The organism is Streptomyces phaeoluteigriseus (assembly GCF_001896135.2).
In the GTDB taxonomy this organism is placed as follows: Bacteria; Actinomycetota; Actinomycetes; order Streptomycetales; family Streptomycetaceae; genus Streptomyces; species Streptomyces phaeoluteigriseus.
In genome coordinates, this window is record NZ_MPOH02000015.1 from 1,404,952 (window position 1) to 1,421,981 (window position 17,030).

A 17,030-nucleotide genomic window follows, 5' to 3' on the forward strand; every position below is an offset into this window, starting at 1 on the left:
TCCGCCGCCCTTACGCGTTCTTTACGATGCGGGGATGGACCAACAATCGGCACAGGATCGATGGGAGCGGCGGACGCAGCGGCCGCTGCTGGCGCTGGCCGTGGTGTTCGCCGCCGCCTACGCCGTGCCCATCGTGTACGGCTCGGCCGGCCGTCGCTGAGGTCCGCGTGCACCTGGATCGAGTGGGGGGTGTGGGCGGCCTTCGCCGTGGACTACGTGGTCCGGCTGGTGCTGGCCGAGCAGCGGTGGGCGTTCGTCCGCACGCACTGGCTGGACCTGTGCGCGGTACTGCTGCCGCTGATCCAGCCGCTCAGACTGCTGCGGCTGGTGTCGACCCTGCTGCTGGTGGGACAGCGGGCCCGGATGGCCTCGCAGGTCCAGCTGACGACGTACGTCGCGGGCTCGGTGCTGGGGCTGCTGATCTTCGGCTCGCTCGCGGTGCTGTCGGTCGAGCGGGAGTCGCCGGAGGGGAACATCCGGTCGCTGGATGACGCGCTGTGGTGGTCCTTCACGACGATGACGACCGTAGGGTACGGCGATCACGCGCCGACCACGGGGCTCGGGCGGCTGATCGCGGTCGGGCTGATGCTGTCCGGGATCGCGCTGCTGGGTGTCGTCACCGCGAACATCGCCGCGTGGTTCATCGAGCGGTTCGAGAAGGACGACGTGGAGGAACGCGAGCAGACGGAGGCGATCCGCACCCTCACGGACGAGGTCCGCGCCCTCCGGGCGGAGGTGGCGGCCCTGCGTGCCCCGGCCCTCACCGGGGGTTCCGCTCCCGGACACCCGGCCCGTGAAGAGACGACGCCGGTCAAGTGACTCAGCCCGTCCCAGGGGTCCCCCCGGCGAGGGAGTTCGAGGACGAGGCGCCAAGCGCCGACAGGGGGCTGGAGGTCTGGCCCCCGGGGGCGGGACGGGAAGGGGCGGCGGGGGCGAGAACGCACCCCGCCGGAGCCCCCCGCCTCACAGCAAACCGTTCCCCGCCGTCCCCGAGAGCCAGACCAGCGCCAGCAGCGTGTCGATCGCTCCGAGGACCACGGCGACCAGGGCCGGTACCGGGCGGGGTCCTGCCCAGCTGCGGCCCATGGCCAACCAGCCGCAGATGATCGCCGCGGGACCGAGAACGATCCCGAGCGCGAAGAATCCGGCGACCGCGCAGACCAGGCCGACGATGCCGAGCGTCGCGCTGTCCGGCCCGGTCCGTGACCACGTCCGGCCTCGTGAGCGGGGGTTCCTGCGCGTTCCTTGTCCGAAGCCCGCCATCGTCAACTCCCTTGATCCTGGGGCTGCTTCGATGTTCGGGTACCCGCTTCACGCCAGTTATGCAGCGCTGGGCCCGGGCCGGCGGCGCGCTGTCCCCCTCCGGCAGCGCGCCGCAGCCCTGGCCGCCCTCCCATCCGGAGGGCATGACCCACTGTGACCTGCGGCGCGTACCGGAGGCGAGGAACCTTTAGCGTTGTCACCCTGATAGGGGAATTCCGCTGAAGTTCCGTCAGGGCCGAAGCCCGTCGGAGCGGCGGTGACGTCGGAGGAAGTGACGTCGGAGCCGAGGTGGCGTCAGGGAGGTGACGCCACGGTGGGAGTCAGATGTGACCGACCCCCGCGCCCGCGTCCGCGTTCACCCCGCGCTTGGTGAGCAGTGCGACGAACACGGCCACCACCGCGACCCCGGCCGCGACGAGCGACGCGAGGCTCATCCCGGAGATGAAGGTGTCGTGGGCGACGTCGGTGATCTTCGCGGCGACCTCGGCGGGCGTGCCCTGCGTCACCGGCGCCACGCCGACCTGGACGGCCTCGGAAGCCTGGTCGAGCTGGGCCGGGGCGAGTTCGGGCAGGCCGGCGTCCGCCCAGTTGCCGGGCAGGTCGCTGTCGACCTTGGAGGCCATGACACCACCGAGGACGGCCGTACCGAGGCTGCCGCCGATCTGCATGGCGGCCTGCTGGAGGCCGCCGGCGACTCCGGACAGCTCCATGGGGGCGTTGCCGACGATGACCTCGGTGGCGCCGACCATGACGGGGGCGAGGCCGAGGCCGAGCAGGGCGAACCAGACGGACATCGCGAGGCTGCCGGTGTCCGTCCCCAGGGTGGACATGCCGAACATGGCGACCGCCACGCACACCATGCCGCCGGCCAGCGGGATCCGCGGGCGGCCTTGGTGATCATCGCGCCCGCGAGCGGGGAGCCGACGATCATCATCCCGGTGAGCGGGAGCAGGTGCAGGCCGGCGTCGATCGGGCCCATACCGTGCACGTTCTGGAGGTAGAACGTCACGAAGAAGAGGCCGCCCATGAAGGCGATGGCCATCAGGACCATCAGCACGACGCCCGCGGACAGCGGCACCGAACGGAACAGGCCCAGCGGGACGAGCGGTTCTGCGACGAAGTTCTCCCAGAGGGCGAAGCCGACGAACAGCAGCACCGAGCCGCCGATGAACGCCCAGGTCCTGCCGTCTCCCCAGCCCCACTCGGGGGCCTTGATGAGGGCCCAGACGAGGCAGAACATCGCACCGGAGAGCAGCACGATGCCGAGGATGTCGAAGGAGCGCGGGGCCTTCTCGGCGCGGTGGTCGAGCAGCATCACCACGCCCAGGGCGACGGCGAGGATGCCGACCGGCACGTTGATGAAGAACACGGACTGCCAGTTGACGCGCTCGACGAGGACGCCGCCGAGGATCGGGCCGCCGGCGGTGGACGCTCCGATGACCATGCCCCAGATGCCGATGGCCATGTTGAGCTTCTCGGCCGGGAAGGTCGCCCGCAGCAGGCCGAGCGCGGCCGGCATGAGCAGCGCGCCGAAGACGCCCTGGAGGACGCGGAAGGTGACGACGAACGCGATGCTGTCGGACAGGCCGATCGCGCCGGAGGCGGCGGCGAAGCCGACGACGCCTATCAGGAAGGTCTGGCGGTGGCCGAAGCGGTCACCGAGCTTGCCCGCGGTGATCAGGGAGACCGCGAGGGCGAGGAAGTAGGCGTTGGTGATCCACTGGACCTCGGCGAACGTGGCGCCCAGGTCCTTGGCGATGGCCGGGTTGGCGATGGCCACGATCGTGCCGTCGAGGGCCACCATCATGACCCCGACGGCGACGGTGATGAGCGTGAACCACGGGTGGCCGCGCAGCCCCTTGGCCGGTGGCTGGTCCGACGGGGTGGAGGGCGACTTGTCCGCCGGTCCCGTCGTGTCGATGGTGGTCTGACTAGTCATGCGCCCGAGGCTAATGACAGCCACTGACAGTTGACAAACGGATTCACAAGTCGGTAACTGACACGTCACCTGCCCTTGGCCCGGTGGGACGGACGGCAGAAGGAGAGGGTCGCCATGGAGACCACCACGCCGCCACGGCCGGGGCTGCGCGAGATGAAGAAGCGCCGCACCCATGACGAGCTGCTGCGGGCGGCCGTCCATCTGTTCACCTCGCAGGGGTACGAACGGACGACCGTCGACGAGATCGCGGAGGCCGTGGACGTCTCGCAGCGCACCTTCTTCCGCTACTTCGCCGGCAAGGAGGAGGCCGCCCTCGCCCTGGAGGGCATCACGGTGGGGCGTTTCGTCGAGGGGGTGCGCGCCCGCCCCGCCCACGAGGCGCCGATGGAGGCCCTGCGGCAGGCGGTCCTGGAAGGCTGGAGCTCCCTCAGCGAGGCCATCGAGTCGATCGCGTCCGTGGAGCTGTACCTGCGCATGTACCGGGTGATCGAGTCGACCCCCGTCCTGCTCGCCGCGCATCTGCGGCGCTCGGCGGAGACCGAGGACGCGATCGCGCGGGTGCTGGCGGAACGGGAGGGTCTGGACGTGGACGCCGACCCCCGGCCACGGCTGGCGGTGGCCGTGTTCGGCGCGGTGATGCGGGTGACGGAACGGCAGTGGATCACGGGTGAGGACTACAGCCTGGAGGGGATGCGCGAGCTGACGTCCCGCCACCTCGATCAGGTGGGACCGGCCCTGCTGGGCGGCTGGCGCGACGAGGCGTGACGTACGGCTGCGGCGCGGCACCGCGGGCTGTGTGGGACCTGAAGAGCGTCATGCCCACCGACACGCCCGGCGAAACGTGATCCCCATCACTCCCGCCACCCGAGACCTTCTCGTTCTCCTAGTGTGTCCTCCCAGTGACTTCCTTCGACACCTCCCCGCAACTGACGGCATGGCGCACTCTGCTCGCGCTGGCCGTGGTGTTCGTGATGCTGGCGACCACCGGCTGGACCGCCGTGCACCGGCACGAGAGGACCACCGCGCTCAAGTCCTCGCTCGGCGCATGGGAGCGCGGCCGGATCGCCGGGCGGCAGCTGCCCGGCCCGCAGTCGACCCCGGCCCGGCTGGCGCGGTTCTTCGCCTCGCTCACCGCGGGCCAGCGCGACAGACTCGCCGAGCGCTATCCCCTCGCCGTCGGCAACATGAACGGCGCCCCGCCCGCGCTCCGCTACCGCGCCAACCGGATCGCGATACGGGAGCAGATCCGGGTGGAGCGGGCCCGGACGCGGGACGAGCGGCTCTCGCCCGCCGGGCAGCACGAGGCCGGGCGGCGCATGCACCGCCTCGCGTCGATGACCGACGCAGGCCGCCAGATCCTCGCCTTCGACCCGGAGGGCACCGGCCGGGTCGCCGAGGTGTTCGGCGACCTCGACCGTGCCGAGCGGATCTCCGTCGTCGTCCCCGGGGTGGACACGGCCCTGCTCACCTTCCAGCGCACCCACCGCAGGTACTCGGCGCCCGTCGGCATGGCGGAGGCGCTGTACGCGGCCGAGCGCGAGGCGCGCCCCTCGACGCGGACGGCCGTGATCGCCTGGGCCGACTACACCTCGCCGGCCGGGCTCGGCATCGACTCGGCCACCGCGATGCGCGCCGAGCGCGGCGCCGTACGGCTGAACGCGCTGGTGCGCGGCCTGCCCGGCGGCTCCCCCGTCTCCCTGTTCTGCCACAGCTACGGCTCCGTGGTGTGCGGGGTCGCCGCGCACGCCCTGCCGGACCGGGTGTCGGACATCGCGGTCGCCGGCAGCCCCGGGATGCGGGTGGAGAACGCCGCGCAACTGGACACCGGCGCCCGGGTGTGGGCGATGCGGGACTCCGACGACTGGGTGCAGGACGTGCCGTATCTGGAGCTGGGCGGCCTCGGGCACGGCGCGGACCCGGTGGCTTCCGGGTTCGGCGCGCGGGTGCTGTCGGCCCGCGAGGCCAGGGGCCACGGAGGCTACTTCGAGCCCGGCACGGACAGCCTGCGCAACTTCGCGGACATCGGCACCGGCGAGTACGGCTCGGTGCGGTGCGCGGACGACAATGACCTGTGCCGGGCGGATCTGCCCGGCACGACCACGGCCGGACGCGCGTAGAGACGCAGGAATTGCGGTGCGCGCGGGGAGGGGACGATGGAGCGAGTGCCGCATACGATGAGCCGCATGGGTGACGTACTGGCCGGATTTCATGCCGCCTGGGAGTTCGAGTCCGACTCCGTCCTCATCCGCTACGAACGGGGCATCCGCACACCCAAGCTGTTCTCCGCGCTGGGCGAGCGAAGGATCCCGCTGGCGGCGATCGAGGCGGTCACGCTCGAACCGGGCAGGCGCGGGACGGTGGTGCTGCGCATCGTGCCGCGGCCCGGCGCCGATCCGCTGACCGAGGCCGCGGCGGGACAGCTGAAGGACCACTGCGATCCGTACCGGCTGGTGCTGCCCGCCGAACGGGACGCGCTCGCGGAGTACTACGCCGACGAGCTGCGGGCGGGGCTGACGGAGTCCGGTCCCGCCGAGCGGTTCCTGGTGGCCGCGCCGGAGGTGCCGCTGTCGTTCAAGGCGTACGACGCGAAGGCGTCCTTCGACGGGCGGACCGTACGGTTCCGCTGGTTCTGGACCGGGGCCTCGTCCGCGAAGTGGAAGGCCGGCGACCAGAGCTTCGCCGTGTCGGAGCTGAGCGGGGTGGAGTGGCGCTCGCCCGAGGTCTTCGAGGGGTACCTGCGGCTGCTGCGTGGGGAGGACCTGCCCGTGCAGGCCGACCAGGACCCGGCGACCGTGGTGTTCGGGCTGGGTTACGGGGCCGTGCACGAGTCGCTGCCGTTCGCGGCGGCCGTGCTGTCCGCGATACGTCGCGGACGTGGGCCCATGGCCGCGGTGGCGGCCTCGAGCCCACGCCGCGATCCGGCGGACGTGGCCGAGCGGATCCGTCATCTCGGCGAACTCCACACCGCCGGACTGGTCACCGACGAGGAGTTCTCCGCGAAGAAGGCGGAACTGCTGGCCGAGCTGTAGTGCCGAGCCGTAGTGCCTAGGAGAGGGCTTCCCGGCCGGCCGAGGTGAACGTCATGTCCGCGTACCGGTCGCCCGCGACCTTGTCCGCGATCGGCTCCAGGAGCGCCAGCTCGTCCGCGCTCAGCTCGACGGCCGTCGCGCGTACGTTCTCCTCCACCCGGCCCGCCTTGCGGGTCCCCGGGATCGGGATCACCGGCAGTCCGTGGACGCCGGCCCGCTGCTGCACCCAGGCCAGCGCTATCTGCGCCGGGGTGGCGTCGTGGGCCCGGGCGACCGCGCGGACCGGCTCCAGGAGGGCGGCGTTGGCCGCCGCGTTCTCGCCGGTGAAGCGGGGCTGCTGACGGCGGAAGTCGTCGGCCGTGAGGTCCTTGTCCGCGTCGGCGAAGGAGCCGGTGAGGAAGCCCCGACCGAGCGGGGAGTACGGCACGAGAGCGACGCCCAGCTCGCGGGCGGCCGGCACCACCCGGTCCTCGATGTCCCGGCTGAACAGCGACCACTCCGACTGCACGGCGGCGATCGGGTGCACGCCCTGCGCGGCCCGCAGCTCGGCGGCTGTGACCTCGCTCAGGCCCAGGTGCTTGACCTTGCCCTCGCGCACCAGCTCGGCCATCACGCCGACGGTGTCCTCGATCGGCACGGCCGGATCGCGCCGGTGCATGTAGTAGAGGTCGATGACGTCGACGTCCAGGCGCTTCAGGCTGGCCTCGACGGCCTGGCGGACGTAGGGCGCGTCATTGCGGATGACCCGGCGGGTGGGATCGTCCGCGGGGATCGACAGGGCGAACTTGGTGGCGATGACGACCTCGTCGCGGTGCGCCTTGAAGAACGGGGCGAGGAACTCCTCGTTGGCGCCGACGCCGTACGCGTCCGCCGTGTCGTACAGGGTGACGCCCAGGTCCAGGGCGCGGTCCAGGGCGGCGCGTGACTCCTTCGCGTCCGAGGGGCCGTAGGCGAAGCTCATGCCCATGCAGCCGAGGCCCTGGACGCCCACCTCGGGGCCCGCGTCGCCGAGTCGTGCCGTGGGGATCCTGTTGTCGGTCATCGGGTCCTCTCCGCTTCGTACGCCTGGGTGGCGTCCGAGTAGAACGTGATCTTCCGGTCGAGTACGGCGAGGGTGTCCTGGAGTTCGGCGATCCGCGCCCGGACGTCCCGCCGGGTCTGTTCGAGCAGCTCGCGCCGCTCGCCGAACGTGTTCTCGCCCTCGCGCACCAGCTCCGCGTACCGGACCATGTCGGCGACCGGCATACCGGTCAGCCGCAGCTTCCCGACGAGGTCGAGCCAGTCGAGGTCGCGGTTGCTGTAGCGGCGCTGGCCGGTGTGCGAGCGGTCGACGTGGGCCATCAGCCCGATCCGCTCGTACCAGCGCAGGGTGTGCGCCGTCAGGCCGGTGAAGGCGACCACCTCGCTGATCGTGTAGCTGTCCTGCCCGTCGGGGCGGGGATGCCCCGGTGGCGGGGCGGAACAGACGTCCGCGGGGTTGTCCTCTTCGGTGGTCAGGGGTGTGGTCTGCAACACCGTCATGCCCTCCACGCTATGACCTTCGAGCGCACTCCAAGCAAGCGATTGCGGCAAGAAGTCCGAAGGTAGGCTCATGGCCATGTCGCTCACGAGCCTCGCGCTGATCGAGAACTGGCCGGTCCCCTCCGCCGCGGCGGGGGTCGTACGGGCCGACGGTACGGTCCTGGGCACGCACGGTCCGGTCGGCCGGCGTTTCCCGCTGGCCTCGGTGACCAAGCCATTGACCGCGTACGCCGCCCTCGTCGCCTACGAGGAGGGCGCGGTCGAGCTGGACGAGCCGGCCGGGCCGCCCGGGGCGACCGTCCGCCATCTGCTCGCGCACACCTCCGGGCTGGCCTTCGACGAACACCGCGTGACGGCGCCGCCCGGGGACCGCCGGCTGTACTCCAACGCCGGCTTCGAGCAGCTCGGGGACCACATCGCGAAGGCGACGGACATCCCGTTCGCCGAGTATCTGCGGCAGGCGGTGCTGGAGCCGCTGGGGATGACGGCGACCTCGCTGGAGGGCTCGCCCGCCAAGGACGGCGTGTCGAGCGTGGAGGACCTGCTGCGGTTCGCCGCCGAGGTGCAGGCGCCGCGACTGCTGGACACGCGGACGGTGGCGGCGGCGATGAGCGTCCAGTACCCCGGCACCAAGGGCGTGTTGCCGGGATACGGTCACCAGAACCCCAACGACTGGGGGCTCGGCTTCGAGATCCGGGACGCCAAGTCGCCGCACTGGACCGGCGCTTCCTCCTCACCGCGGACCTTCGGACACTTCGGGCAGTCCGGTACGTTCCTGTGGATCGACCCCGAAGCGGGGGCCGCCGCCGTGGCGTTGACGGACCGCGCGTTCGGGCCCTGGGCGGCCGAGGCGTGGCCGGTGTTCACGGACGCGGTGCTCGGCGAGGTCCGGGGCTCCGGTCCCGCCCGCTGACCTCCTCCGCTAACCTCCCTCTGCACACAGCACCCAATGCGCGGATCTCGGGGGAGAGCGATGACAGGCGTTCAACAGGGCGGCCATTTCCGTCCGTTGGAGAGCGGTGACCCGACCTCGGTCGCGAGCTACCGGCTGGCCGCACGGCTCGGCGCGGGCGGTATGGGCACGGTGTACCTGTCGTACACGCCCGGCGGGCATCCGATCGCCCTCAAGACGATCCGTCCGGAACTGAGCGAGGACCCGGAGTTCCGCCGCCGGTTCCGCCAGGAGGTGCAGGCCGCCCAGCGCGTGCAGGGCCTCTACACCGCGCCGGTCATCGACTACGACACCGAGGACGCCCACCCCTGGCTGGCCACCGCCTACGTGGCCGGGCCCTCGCTGGCCGCGGCCGTCGGCGAGCACGGGCCGCTGCCGGTGCCGTCGGTCCTGCTGCTGCTCGCGGGCATGGCCGAGGCGCTGTCCGTCATCCACGGGGCGGGCATCGTCCACCGCGACCTCAAGCCCTCCAACGTGCTGCTCGCCTCCGACGGTCCGCGGGTCATCGACTTCGGGATCGCCCGCGCCGCCGACGCCACCGCGCTGACCGGTACCGGCGTCTCCATCGGCACGCCCGCGTTCATGTCGCCCGAGCAGGCCGCCGGGAAGAAGGTCACGCCCGCCTCGGACGTGTTCGCGCTCGGTCAGGTGGCCGCCTTCGCGGCGCGCGGCACCGGGGCGTACGGCGACGGGCCCTCGCACGCGGTGCTGTACCGGATCGTGCACGAGGAGCCCGACCTGAGCGGGCTCGCGGAGCAGCTCGGCTTCATCGCCCGCTGCCTGGCCAAGGACCCGGCCGAGCGGCCCTCCCCCGCCGAGATCATCACCCTGTGCCAGGAGGCGTCGCCGACGCCGCTGCGCCAGTCCGGGTCGTGGCTGCCGGAGGCCATCGCCGCGCAGATCACCCAGCGGGTGTCGGCGTCGGCCGCGCTGGCGGCGGGCCCCGCGCCGACGGCGCCGGTCACCCAGCCCGACCTGAGCCCGCCCCGGCAGGCCCCGGCGCAGACCCCGGCGCACGCGGCGCCCACGGCCGCGGCCACGCATCTGCCGCCGACGCCCTCGTTCGGGCCGGTCGTCCCGCCGCCCCACCCGCAGGCCCCGTACCAGCCCTCGTACGGCCCGCCGACCGTGCCGCCGCCCTTCCCCCATCAGCAGCACGCCCATCCGCAGCCCGCCTGGCGTCCGCTGCCACCGCCGAAGAAGAACCAGGCCGGCAAGTGGATCGGGATCTCCATCGCGGCCGTGATGGGCCTGTCCTGGCTCGGCGGCTGCGCGTCCTTCATCAAGGAACTCGGCGACTCGTCGGACGCGTCGGCGACGAGCGGCGCCACCGGCGGGGGTACGGGCAGTGCGGCGAGCGCCGGACCGCTGCCCGATCCGCAGCCGGTGACCTACAAGGGGATCAACATCCCCGAGAGCTACTCCGTGCGGTTCGCGGACTCCCCGCCGAAGCCGGTCGAGGCCCCGGACGGCAGCAGCCCCCGCTACGAGTCGGACAGCGACCTCTACTACTACGACGCGGGCGGCTGGGACAACGACCCCCTGCTGGGCAGCAGCGGCGAGAAGGTCGTCCTGCTGAACAACGCCCAGAAGGGCTCGCTGGCCACCTGCCGCGCGGAGACCCGGTACACCAAGGAGGTCCAGCTCTCCCAGGTCTCCAAGGGGTCCCAGCTGTGCGTGCACAGCTCCTCCGGCCACATAGCCCTGGTCACCTTCAAGGGCAGCGCCCCGGAGAACGACCCCAGCGACTACGTCACGGTGGACGTCACGGTGTGGCGCAACGCGGAGGACCCCAGCTCCGAGGAGTAGGCCCGCTCAGGCCGACATCTCCCAGACCAGCACCTCCGCCGGCCCCGCCCCCGCCACCGCTTCCAGGTCCCGCTCGTCGGCGGCGCGCACCGCGTCCCCCGGCCCCAGCTCGTGCGGGCCGAGCCGCACGGTGCCGCCGACGACATGGACGTAGACCCGCGGCGCGTCCGGCACCGCAGTCCGCTCCCCCGCCGACAGACGCCGTACGTGCAGCATCGCGCCGGCCTCGGGGACGGCGTACGGCGTGGAGTCGGCGATGCCGCGGACGAGGTCGTAGGCGGGCTCGCCGCCCGGCTGGAGCGGGGCCAGCCACATCTGCACGAAGGTCAGCGGTCCCGTGCCGTCGTTGCGCTCGACGTGCCGTACCCCGGCCGCCGAGCTGAGCCGCTGCACGTCGCCGGAGCGCACCAGCGTCTCGTGGCCGCGGGAGTCGCGGTGGGTCAGCTCGCCCTCGACGACCCAGGTGACGATCTCGGTGTGGCTGTGGGGGTGCTCGCCGAAGCCGGCGCCGGGGGCGAGGCGCTCCTCGTTGCAGGCGATCAGGGCGCCGAAGCGGAGGTTGCCGGGGTCGTAGTGGGGGCCGAAGGAGAAGGCGTGCCGGGTCTCGATGCCGGCCGCCGGGTCCCCGCCCGGGTAGCGCTCGTCGGCGCGGCGTACGTCCATCACGGGACCACCGTAGACCCGTCGGCGGACGGGCCGTGCCCTCGCCCGTGACCCGCCCACGCATGCTCGCGTCCCGATAAGGCAGTCTTGTCCACGTGCCCGAATCCGAAGTCAGCAACACCCGAGCCGCAGCACACGCCGCCCACGCGCACTCCGCGACCCTGAAGCGGCTGGAGCAGTCCTCCGGGAGTCTCGCCGCCCAGGCCATCACGCGCATGGACGACACGCTGCCGTGGTACCGGGCCATGCCACCGGAGAACCGTTCCTGGATCGGGCTGGTGGCCCAGGCGGGCATCGCCGCCTTCACGGAGTGGTTCCGGCGCCCCGACGCCCCGCAGGCCATCTCCACCGACGTGTTCGGGACGGCGCCGCGCGAGCTGACCCGGGCCATCACCCTGCGGCAGACCGTGGAGATGGTGCGCACCACGATCGAGGTGATGGAGAGCGCGATCGACGAGGTCGCGGCCCCCGGCGACGAGAACGTGCTGCGCGAGGCGCTCCTGGTGTACGCCCGTGAGATCGCCTTCGCCACCGCCCAGGTGTACGCCCAGGCCGCCGAGGCACGCGGCGCCTGGGACGCGCGGCTGGAGTCGCTGGTCGTGAACGCCGTTCTCAGCGGGGAGGCCGACGAGGGCGCCGTCAGCCGGGCCGCCGCCCTCGGGTGGAGTGCGCCCGAACATGTGTGCGTGGTCCTGGGGACCGCGCCGGACGGGGACTCCGAGCTGACGGTGGAGGCGATCCGGCGGGCCTCGCGGCACGCCAAGCTCCAGGTGCTCACCGGGGTGCTCGGCTCGCGGCTCGTCGTCATCGCGGGCGGCAGCGACAATCCGATGGCCGTGGCCAAGTCCCTGATCGGGCCGTTCGCCGCGGGGCCGGTCGTCGCCGGCCCCGTGGTGCCCGACCTGCTCGCCGCGACCCGGTCCGCGCAGGCCGCCGCCGCCGGACTCAAGGCGTGTTCCGCCTGGCAGGACGCGCCGCGGCCGGTGCTGGCGGACGATCTGCTGCCGGAGCGCGCGATAGCCGGGGATCCCGGCGCGCGCGAGCAGTTGGTGGAGGAGATCTACAGACCGCTGGAGGAGGCGGGCTCCGCGCTGCTGGAGACCCTCGCCGTCTATCTCGAGCAGGCGTCCAGTCTGGAGGGCGCCGCGAGGATGCTCTTCGTCCATCCCAACACCGTGCGCTACCGGCTTCGACGTGTGACTGACGTCACCGGTTGGTCGCCGTCGGATGTACGCTCTGCGTTCACCTTGCGCATCGCGCTGATCCTGGGGCGTCTCGTCGACGGGGACCTCCAGAGCTAGCGTTTTGTCGGAGGCCCACAAAACCCCCTGCCGTTCTTCGTCCCTGTCCCCACGGGCGGCCGTGCCCGTCCCCAAGAGAGAGTGTGAGAGTGCTCGTACTCGTCGCTCCCGGCCAGGGCGCACAGACGCCCGGCTTCCTGACCCCCTGGCTCGAACTGCCCGGCGCCGCCGCCCGTGTCGCCGCGTGGTCGGACGCCATCGGACTGGACCTCGCCCACTACGGCACCCAGGCCGACGCGGACCAGATCCGCGACACCGCCGTGGCACAGCCGCTGCTGGTCGCGGCCGGAATCCTGTCGGCCTCGGCCCTGGGCGACCTCGCGGACATCGCGCCCGGCGCGGTCGCCGGTCACAGCGTCGGCGAGATCACCGCCGCCACCTTCGCGGGTGTCCTCGACGACACCGCCGCGCTGACCCTCGTACGCAAGCGGGGCCTGGCCATGGCCGAGGCCGCCGCGATCACCGAGACCGGTATGTCGGCGCTGCTCGGCGGCGACCCCGAGGTCTCCGTGGCGCACCTGGAGAAGCTGGGACTGACCCCGGCGAACGTCAACGGCGCCGGCCAGATCGTCGCCGCGGGCACGCTGGAGCAGCTCGCCGTGCTGAACGAGGACAAGCCGGAGGGCGTCCGCAAGGTCGTTCCGCTGAAGGTCGCCGGCGCGTTCCACACGCTCCACATGGCCCCCGCGGTCGAGACACTGGCCGCCGCCGCCAAGGAACTGTCCCCCGCCGACCCGGGGTTCACCTACGTCTCCAACAAGGACGGGCAGGCCGTGGCCACCGGCGCCGAGGTCCTGGACCGGCTGGTCGGCCAGGTCGCCAACCCGGTCCGCTGGGACCTGTGCATGGAGACCTTCCGTCAGCTCGGCGTGACGGCGCTGATCGAGGTGTGCCCCGGCGGTACGCTCACCGGTCTCGCCAAGCGCGCCCTTCCCGGCGTGAGGACGCTGGCGCTGAAGACCCCCGACGATCTCGACGCGGCCCGCGAGGTCATCGCCGAGCACAGTGCCTGACAAGGAGCCGACGAGCATGTCGAAGATCAAGCCCAGCAAGGGCGCCCCGTACGCGCGCATCCTCGGCGTGGGCGGCTACCGTCCCACCCGTGTGGTGCCCAACGAGGTGATCCTCGAGACGATCGACTCCTCCGACGAGTGGATCCGCTCGCGCTCCGGCATCGAGACCCGGCACTGGGCGAACGACGAGGAGACCGTCGCCGCCATGTCGGTGGAGGCGTCCGGCAAGGCGATCGCCGACGCCGGGATCACCGCCGAGCAGATCGGTGCCGTGGTCGTCTCGACCGTGTCGCACTTCAAGCAGACCCCGGCCGTGGCCACCGAGATCGCCGACAAGCTCGGCACGAACAGGGCCGCCGCCTTCGACATCTCGGCCGGCTGCGCGGGCTTCGGCTACGGCCTGACCCTCGCCAAGGGCATGATCGTCGAGGGTTCCGCCGAGTACGTCCTGGTCATCGGCGTGGAGCGGCTGTCCGACCTGACCGACCTGGAGGACCGGGCCACCGCCTTCCTGTTCGGCGACGGCGCGGGCGCGGTCGTGGTCGGCCCGTCGAAGGAGCCGGCGATCGGCCCCACGGTCTGGGGCTCCGAGGGCGACAAGTCGGACACCATCAAGCAGACCGTGCCGTGGACGGACTACCGCGACGGCGAGGTCGCGAAGTTCCCCGCGATCACCCAGGAAGGCCAGGCGGTGTTCCGCTGGGCCGTGTTCGAGATGGCGAAGGTCGCCCAGCAGGCGTTGGACGCGGCCGGGATCAGCTCCGCCGAACTGGACGTCTTCATCCCGCACCAGGCCAACGAGCGGATCATCGACTCGATGGTGAAGACCCTCAAGCTGCCGGAATCCGTCACGGTCGCGCGTGACGTACGGACCACCGGAAACACCTCGGCCGCCTCGATCCCGCTCGCGATGGAGCGGCTTCTGGCGACCGGCGAGGCGAAGAGCGGCGACACCGCGCTCGTCATCGGATTCGGGGCGGGTCTCGTGTACGCCGCGACGGTCGTTACCCTCCCCTAGGCACTCCGTGCCGGATCATGCGGTCCGGAACGGAAGACACCCCATGCCACACCCTCTGGAACACAACGAAGGAGCGCCGACAATGGCCGCCACTCAGGAAGAGATCGTCGCCGGTCTCGCGGAGATCGTGAACGAGATCGCCGGCATCCCGGTCGAGGACGTCCAGCTGGACAAGTCCTTCACCGACGACCTGGACGTCGACTCGCTGTCCATGGTCGAGGTCGTCGTCGCCGCCGAAGAGCGCTTCGACGTCAAGATCCCGGACGACGACGTCAAGGACCTCAAGACGGTCGGCGACGCGACGAACTACATCCTCAAGAACCAGGACTGAGCCACTGCTGGGGCCGGATGATCCGGCCTGCCCCGCCACCCGGCGGTGGCGCCGCTGAATCCCGATCGTTGGAGAAAGAATTCCCGTGAGCCCGACCAATCGCACCGTGGTCGTCACCGGTATCGGCGCAACCACACCGCTGGGTGGCGACGCAGCCTCTACCTGGGAGGGCCTGATCGCCGGCAAGTCCGGCGTCAAGCCCCTGGAGCAGGACTGGGCGGCCGAGCAGGCCGTCCGCATCGCGGCGCAGATCGCCGTGGAGCCCACCGAGGTCATCCCGCGGCCGCAGGCCCGCAAGCTGGACCGCTCGGCGCAGTTCGCGCTGATCGCGGCTCAGGAGGCCTGGAAGGACGCCGGGTTCGAAGCCAAGGCCGGGGACGACGTGTCCGTCGACCCGGACCGGCTCGGCGCGGTCATCGCCTCCGGCATCGGCGGTGTGACGACCCTGCTGGACCAGTACGACGTGCTCAAGGAGAAGGGCGTCCGCCGCGTCTCCCCGCACACCGTGCCCATGCTGATGCCGAACAGCCCGTCCGCCAACGTGGGTCTGCTCGTGGGCGCCCGCGCGGGCGTGCACACGCCGGTCTCGGCGTGCGCGTCGGGTGCCGAGGCCATCGGCTACGCCATCGAGATGATCCGTACGGGCCGCGCCGACGTCGTCGTCGCCGGTGGTACGGAGGCGGCGATCCACCCGCTGCCCATCGCCGCGTTCGGCAACATGATGGCGATGTCCAAGAACAACGACGACCCGCAGGGCGCCTCGCGTCCCTACGACACCGGGCGCGACGGCTTCGTGCTCGGCGAGGGTGCCGGTGTGGTCGTCCTGGAGTCCGCCGAGCACGCCGCCGAGCGCGGGGCGCGGGTGTACGCCGAGGCGGTCGGCCAGGGCATCTCCGCCGACGCCCACGACATCGTGCAGCCGGAGCCGGAGGGCCGCGGCATCGCGCACGCCCTGCGGAACCTGCTGGACCGCACCGACCTGGACCCGGCGGAGATCGTGCACGTCAACGCGCACGCGACGTCGACGCCGGCCGGTGACGTGGCCGAACTGAAGGCACTGCGCCATGTGTTCGGCGACGACACCGACCACATGGCGGTCTCGGCGACGAAGTCGATGACCGGTCACCTGCTCGGCGGCGCGGGCGGTGTGGAGACGGTGGCGACGGTCCTGGCGCTGTACCACCGGGTGGCTCCGCCGACCATCAACGTCGAGAACCTCGACCCCGAGGCCGAGGCGAACGCGGACATCGTCCGCGGCGAGGCGCGCAAGCTGCCCGTCGAGGGCCGTATCGCCGCGCTGAACGACTCGTTCGGGTTCGGCGGGCACAACGTGGTGCTGGCGTTCCGGACGGTCTGAGAACCGCCTGTACGTGAGTGAAGGGGCCCCACCCGGAGGTGGGGCCCCTTCGCGTCGCTCCCGCGGGGTCCGTACCGCGTGTCACACCACCTGGTGCAGCCATCTCACCGGGGCGCCCTCACCGGCGTGGCGGAACGGCTCCAGTTCGTCGTCCCAGGGCTTGCCCAGGAGTTTGGCGATCTCCGCCTCCAGGTCGGTCTCACCGCGCTGGGACCGGGTCAGGGCGGCGCGCAGCCGGTCCTCGGGGATGAGGATGTCGCCGTGGATGCCGGTGACGGCGTGGAAGATGCCGAGGTCGGGGGTGCAGCTGTAGCGCTCGCCCTCGGCGTTGGCGCAGGGCTCGGCGGTGACCTCGAAGCGCATCAGGTGCCAGCCGCGCAGCGCGGAGGCGAGCTTGGAGGCGGTGCCGGCCTCGCCCCGCCAGGAGAACTCCGAGCGCCAGGTGCCGGGCGCGGCGGGCTGCCGGATCCAGTCGAGGCTGACGCGTGTGCCGAGCACCCCGGCGACGGCCCACTCGACGTGCGGGCACAGCGCGCGCGGCGCGGAGTGCACGTACAGAACTCCACGTGTCGTCACCGGGACCTCCGGGCAGAGCGGGACAGTCTTGCAGGCTGGCATGGCGGCTGTGGCGGGCAGCCACGCTGATGGCGAGGCTACCGTGCGGCGGCGCGAGGAGTGTGACGTACCGTCGGTCCCGGGCCGCGGAACGGCCCCCATTCACCCGGCAGGACGCCTGTACCGGCGTGATCGTTGCTTCCTGTCGGGTTCGGGAACTCCCGGACGTTGTCATGGGTGGGCCGGCGAATCGTCCGGCGGGTACCGGCCGGCGAGCGG

The 17,030-nt window shown here is 71.9% G+C and carries 15 protein-coding genes and 2 pseudogenes; 11 read left to right on the plus strand and 6 right to left on the minus strand.

Annotation, left to right across the window (positions count from 1 at the left end):
• Positions 1 to 34 precede the first annotated feature (34 nt).
• A pseudogene (locus tag BM536_RS24310) lies at positions 35 to 819 on the plus strand (potassium channel family protein).
• 144 nt (positions 820 to 963) lie between these two features.
• Here BM536_RS24310 and BM536_RS24315 read toward each other — a convergent pair.
• Together BM536_RS24315 and BM536_RS24320 are read right to left on the minus strand one after the other, a co-directional pair.
• Positions 964 to 1,263: a small hydrophobic protein gene (locus tag BM536_RS24315; RefSeq protein WP_073493214.1), complete on the minus strand. Its 300-nt coding sequence runs from the start codon at positions 1,261 to 1,263 to the stop codon at positions 964 to 966.
• Between the two features lie 320 nt (positions 1,264 to 1,583).
• Positions 1,584 to 3,070 (minus strand): annotated as a pseudogene (locus BM536_RS24320) (MFS transporter).
• Between the two features lie 246 nt (positions 3,071 to 3,316).
• Here BM536_RS24320 and BM536_RS24325 point away from each other — a divergent pair.
• From BM536_RS24325 to BM536_RS24335, 3 genes are all read left to right on the plus strand, one after another.
• Positions 3,317 to 3,967, plus strand: coding sequence for a TetR family transcriptional regulator (locus BM536_RS24325; protein WP_073493211.1), 651 nt, complete (start codon positions 3,317 to 3,319; stop codon positions 3,965 to 3,967).
• Positions 3,968 to 4,101: 134 nt separating this feature from the next.
• Positions 4,102 to 5,319 (plus strand): alpha/beta hydrolase, encoded by a 1,218-nt coding sequence (locus BM536_RS24330; protein ID WP_094103460.1) that lies wholly within the window; start codon positions 4,102 to 4,104, stop codon positions 5,317 to 5,319.
• Positions 5,320 to 5,376: 57 nt separating this feature from the next.
• Positions 5,377 to 6,231 carry a DUF4429 domain-containing protein gene (locus BM536_RS24335; protein WP_094103461.1) on the plus strand — a complete coding sequence of 285 codons (855 nt, stop codon included), beginning with the start codon at positions 5,377 to 5,379 and terminating at the stop codon, positions 6,229 to 6,231.
• Positions 6,232 to 6,247: 16 nt separating this feature from the next.
• Here BM536_RS24335 and BM536_RS24340 read toward each other — a convergent pair whose 3' ends face one another.
• Together BM536_RS24340 and BM536_RS24345 are read right to left on the minus strand one after the other, a co-directional pair.
• Positions 6,248 to 7,273 carry an aldo/keto reductase gene (locus BM536_RS24340; protein ID WP_073493209.1) on the minus strand — a complete coding sequence of 342 codons (1,026 nt, stop codon included), beginning with the start codon at positions 7,271 to 7,273 and terminating at the stop codon, positions 6,248 to 6,250.
• On the minus strand, positions 7,270 to 7,752 hold the full coding sequence (locus tag BM536_RS24345) for a MerR family transcriptional regulator (protein ID WP_073493207.1): 483 nt from the start codon (positions 7,750 to 7,752) through the stop codon (positions 7,270 to 7,272). The genes BM536_RS24340 and BM536_RS24345 overlap by 4 nt, the downstream gene beginning before the upstream one ends.
• Positions 7,753 to 7,828: 76 nt before the next feature.
• Between BM536_RS24345 and BM536_RS24350 the strand changes: the two genes are divergently transcribed.
• Both BM536_RS24350 and BM536_RS24355 read left to right on the plus strand, forming a co-directional pair.
• Positions 7,829 to 8,665: a serine hydrolase domain-containing protein gene (locus BM536_RS24350; protein ID WP_073493236.1), complete on the plus strand. Its 837-nt coding sequence runs from the start codon at positions 7,829 to 7,831 to the stop codon at positions 8,663 to 8,665.
• 60 nt (positions 8,666 to 8,725) lie between these two features.
• Positions 8,726 to 10,513 (plus strand): serine/threonine-protein kinase, encoded by a 1,788-nt coding sequence (locus BM536_RS24355; RefSeq protein ID WP_094103462.1) that lies wholly within the window; start codon positions 8,726 to 8,728, stop codon positions 10,511 to 10,513.
• 6 nt (positions 10,514 to 10,519) lie between these two features.
• Here BM536_RS24355 and BM536_RS24360 read toward each other — a convergent pair whose 3' ends face one another.
• Complete coding sequence (locus BM536_RS24360; RefSeq protein ID WP_170109947.1) at positions 10,520 to 11,179, minus strand: pirin family protein; 660 nt, start codon at positions 11,177 to 11,179, stop codon at positions 10,520 to 10,522.
• A gap of 92 nt (positions 11,180 to 11,271) precedes the next feature.
• On the opposite strand from BM536_RS24360, the gene BM536_RS24365 reads away from it, so the two are divergent.
• From BM536_RS24365 to fabF, 5 genes are all read left to right on the plus strand, one after another.
• The gene (locus BM536_RS24365) at positions 11,272 to 12,477 is read left to right on the plus strand and encodes a PucR family transcriptional regulator (protein ID WP_094103464.1); all 1,206 of its coding nucleotides are present in this window, start codon (positions 11,272 to 11,274) and stop codon (positions 12,475 to 12,477) included.
• An 89-nt stretch (positions 12,478 to 12,566) separates the two neighbouring features.
• Positions 12,567 to 13,490, plus strand: a complete 924-nt coding sequence (locus tag BM536_RS24370) for an ACP S-malonyltransferase (RefSeq protein ID WP_094103465.1) — start codon at positions 12,567 to 12,569, stop codon at positions 13,488 to 13,490.
• Positions 13,491 to 13,506: 16 nt separating this feature from the next.
• A complete protein-coding gene (locus tag BM536_RS24375) occupies positions 13,507 to 14,508 on the plus strand; it encodes a ketoacyl-ACP synthase III (protein WP_073493234.1) in 1,002 nt (333 codons plus the stop codon).
• A gap of 82 nt (positions 14,509 to 14,590) precedes the next feature.
• Positions 14,591 to 14,839, plus strand: coding sequence for an acyl carrier protein (locus BM536_RS24380; protein ID WP_073493203.1), 249 nt, complete (start codon positions 14,591 to 14,593; stop codon positions 14,837 to 14,839).
• A gap of 85 nt (positions 14,840 to 14,924) precedes the next feature.
• Entirely contained in the window at positions 14,925 to 16,196 is a 1,272-nt protein-coding gene (gene fabF, locus BM536_RS24385) for a beta-ketoacyl-ACP synthase II (RefSeq protein WP_073493201.1), read from the plus strand.
• Between the two features lie 81 nt (positions 16,197 to 16,277).
• On the opposite strand, the gene BM536_RS24390 is transcribed toward fabF, so the two are convergent.
• On the minus strand, positions 16,278 to 16,772 hold the full coding sequence (locus BM536_RS24390; protein ID WP_073493199.1) for a DUF3145 domain-containing protein: 495 nt from the start codon (positions 16,770 to 16,772) through the stop codon (positions 16,278 to 16,280).
• Between the last annotated feature and the right edge of the window lie 258 nt (positions 16,773 to 17,030).

Excerpts from the sequence above, each read along its gene's own strand:
- BM536_RS24355 (WP_094103462.1), top strand. The coding sequence starts at position 8,726 with ATGACAGGCGTTCAACAGGGCGGCCATTTCCGTCCGTTGGAGAGCGGT.
- BM536_RS24380 (WP_073493203.1), top strand. The coding sequence starts at position 14,591 with ATGGCCGCCACTCAGGAAGAGATCGTCGCCGGTCTCGCGGAGATCGTG.
- BM536_RS24325 (WP_073493211.1), top strand. The coding sequence starts at position 3,317 with ATGGAGACCACCACGCCGCCACGGCCGGGGCTGCGCGAGATGAAGAAG.
- BM536_RS24340 (WP_073493209.1), bottom strand. The coding sequence starts at position 7,273 with ATGACCGACAACAGGATCCCCACGGCACGACTCGGCGACGCGGGCCCC.
- BM536_RS24335 (WP_094103461.1), top strand. The coding sequence starts at position 5,377 with ATGAGCCGCATGGGTGACGTACTGGCCGGATTTCATGCCGCCTGGGAG.
- BM536_RS24375 (WP_073493234.1), top strand. The coding sequence starts at position 13,507 with ATGTCGAAGATCAAGCCCAGCAAGGGCGCCCCGTACGCGCGCATCCTC.
- BM536_RS24315 (WP_073493214.1), bottom strand. The coding sequence starts at position 1,263 with ATGGCGGGCTTCGGACAAGGAACGCGCAGGAACCCCCGCTCACGAGGC.
- BM536_RS24350 (WP_073493236.1), top strand. The coding sequence starts at position 7,829 with ATGTCGCTCACGAGCCTCGCGCTGATCGAGAACTGGCCGGTCCCCTCC.
- BM536_RS24345 (WP_073493207.1), bottom strand. The coding sequence starts at position 7,752 with ATGACGGTGTTGCAGACCACACCCCTGACCACCGAAGAGGACAACCCC.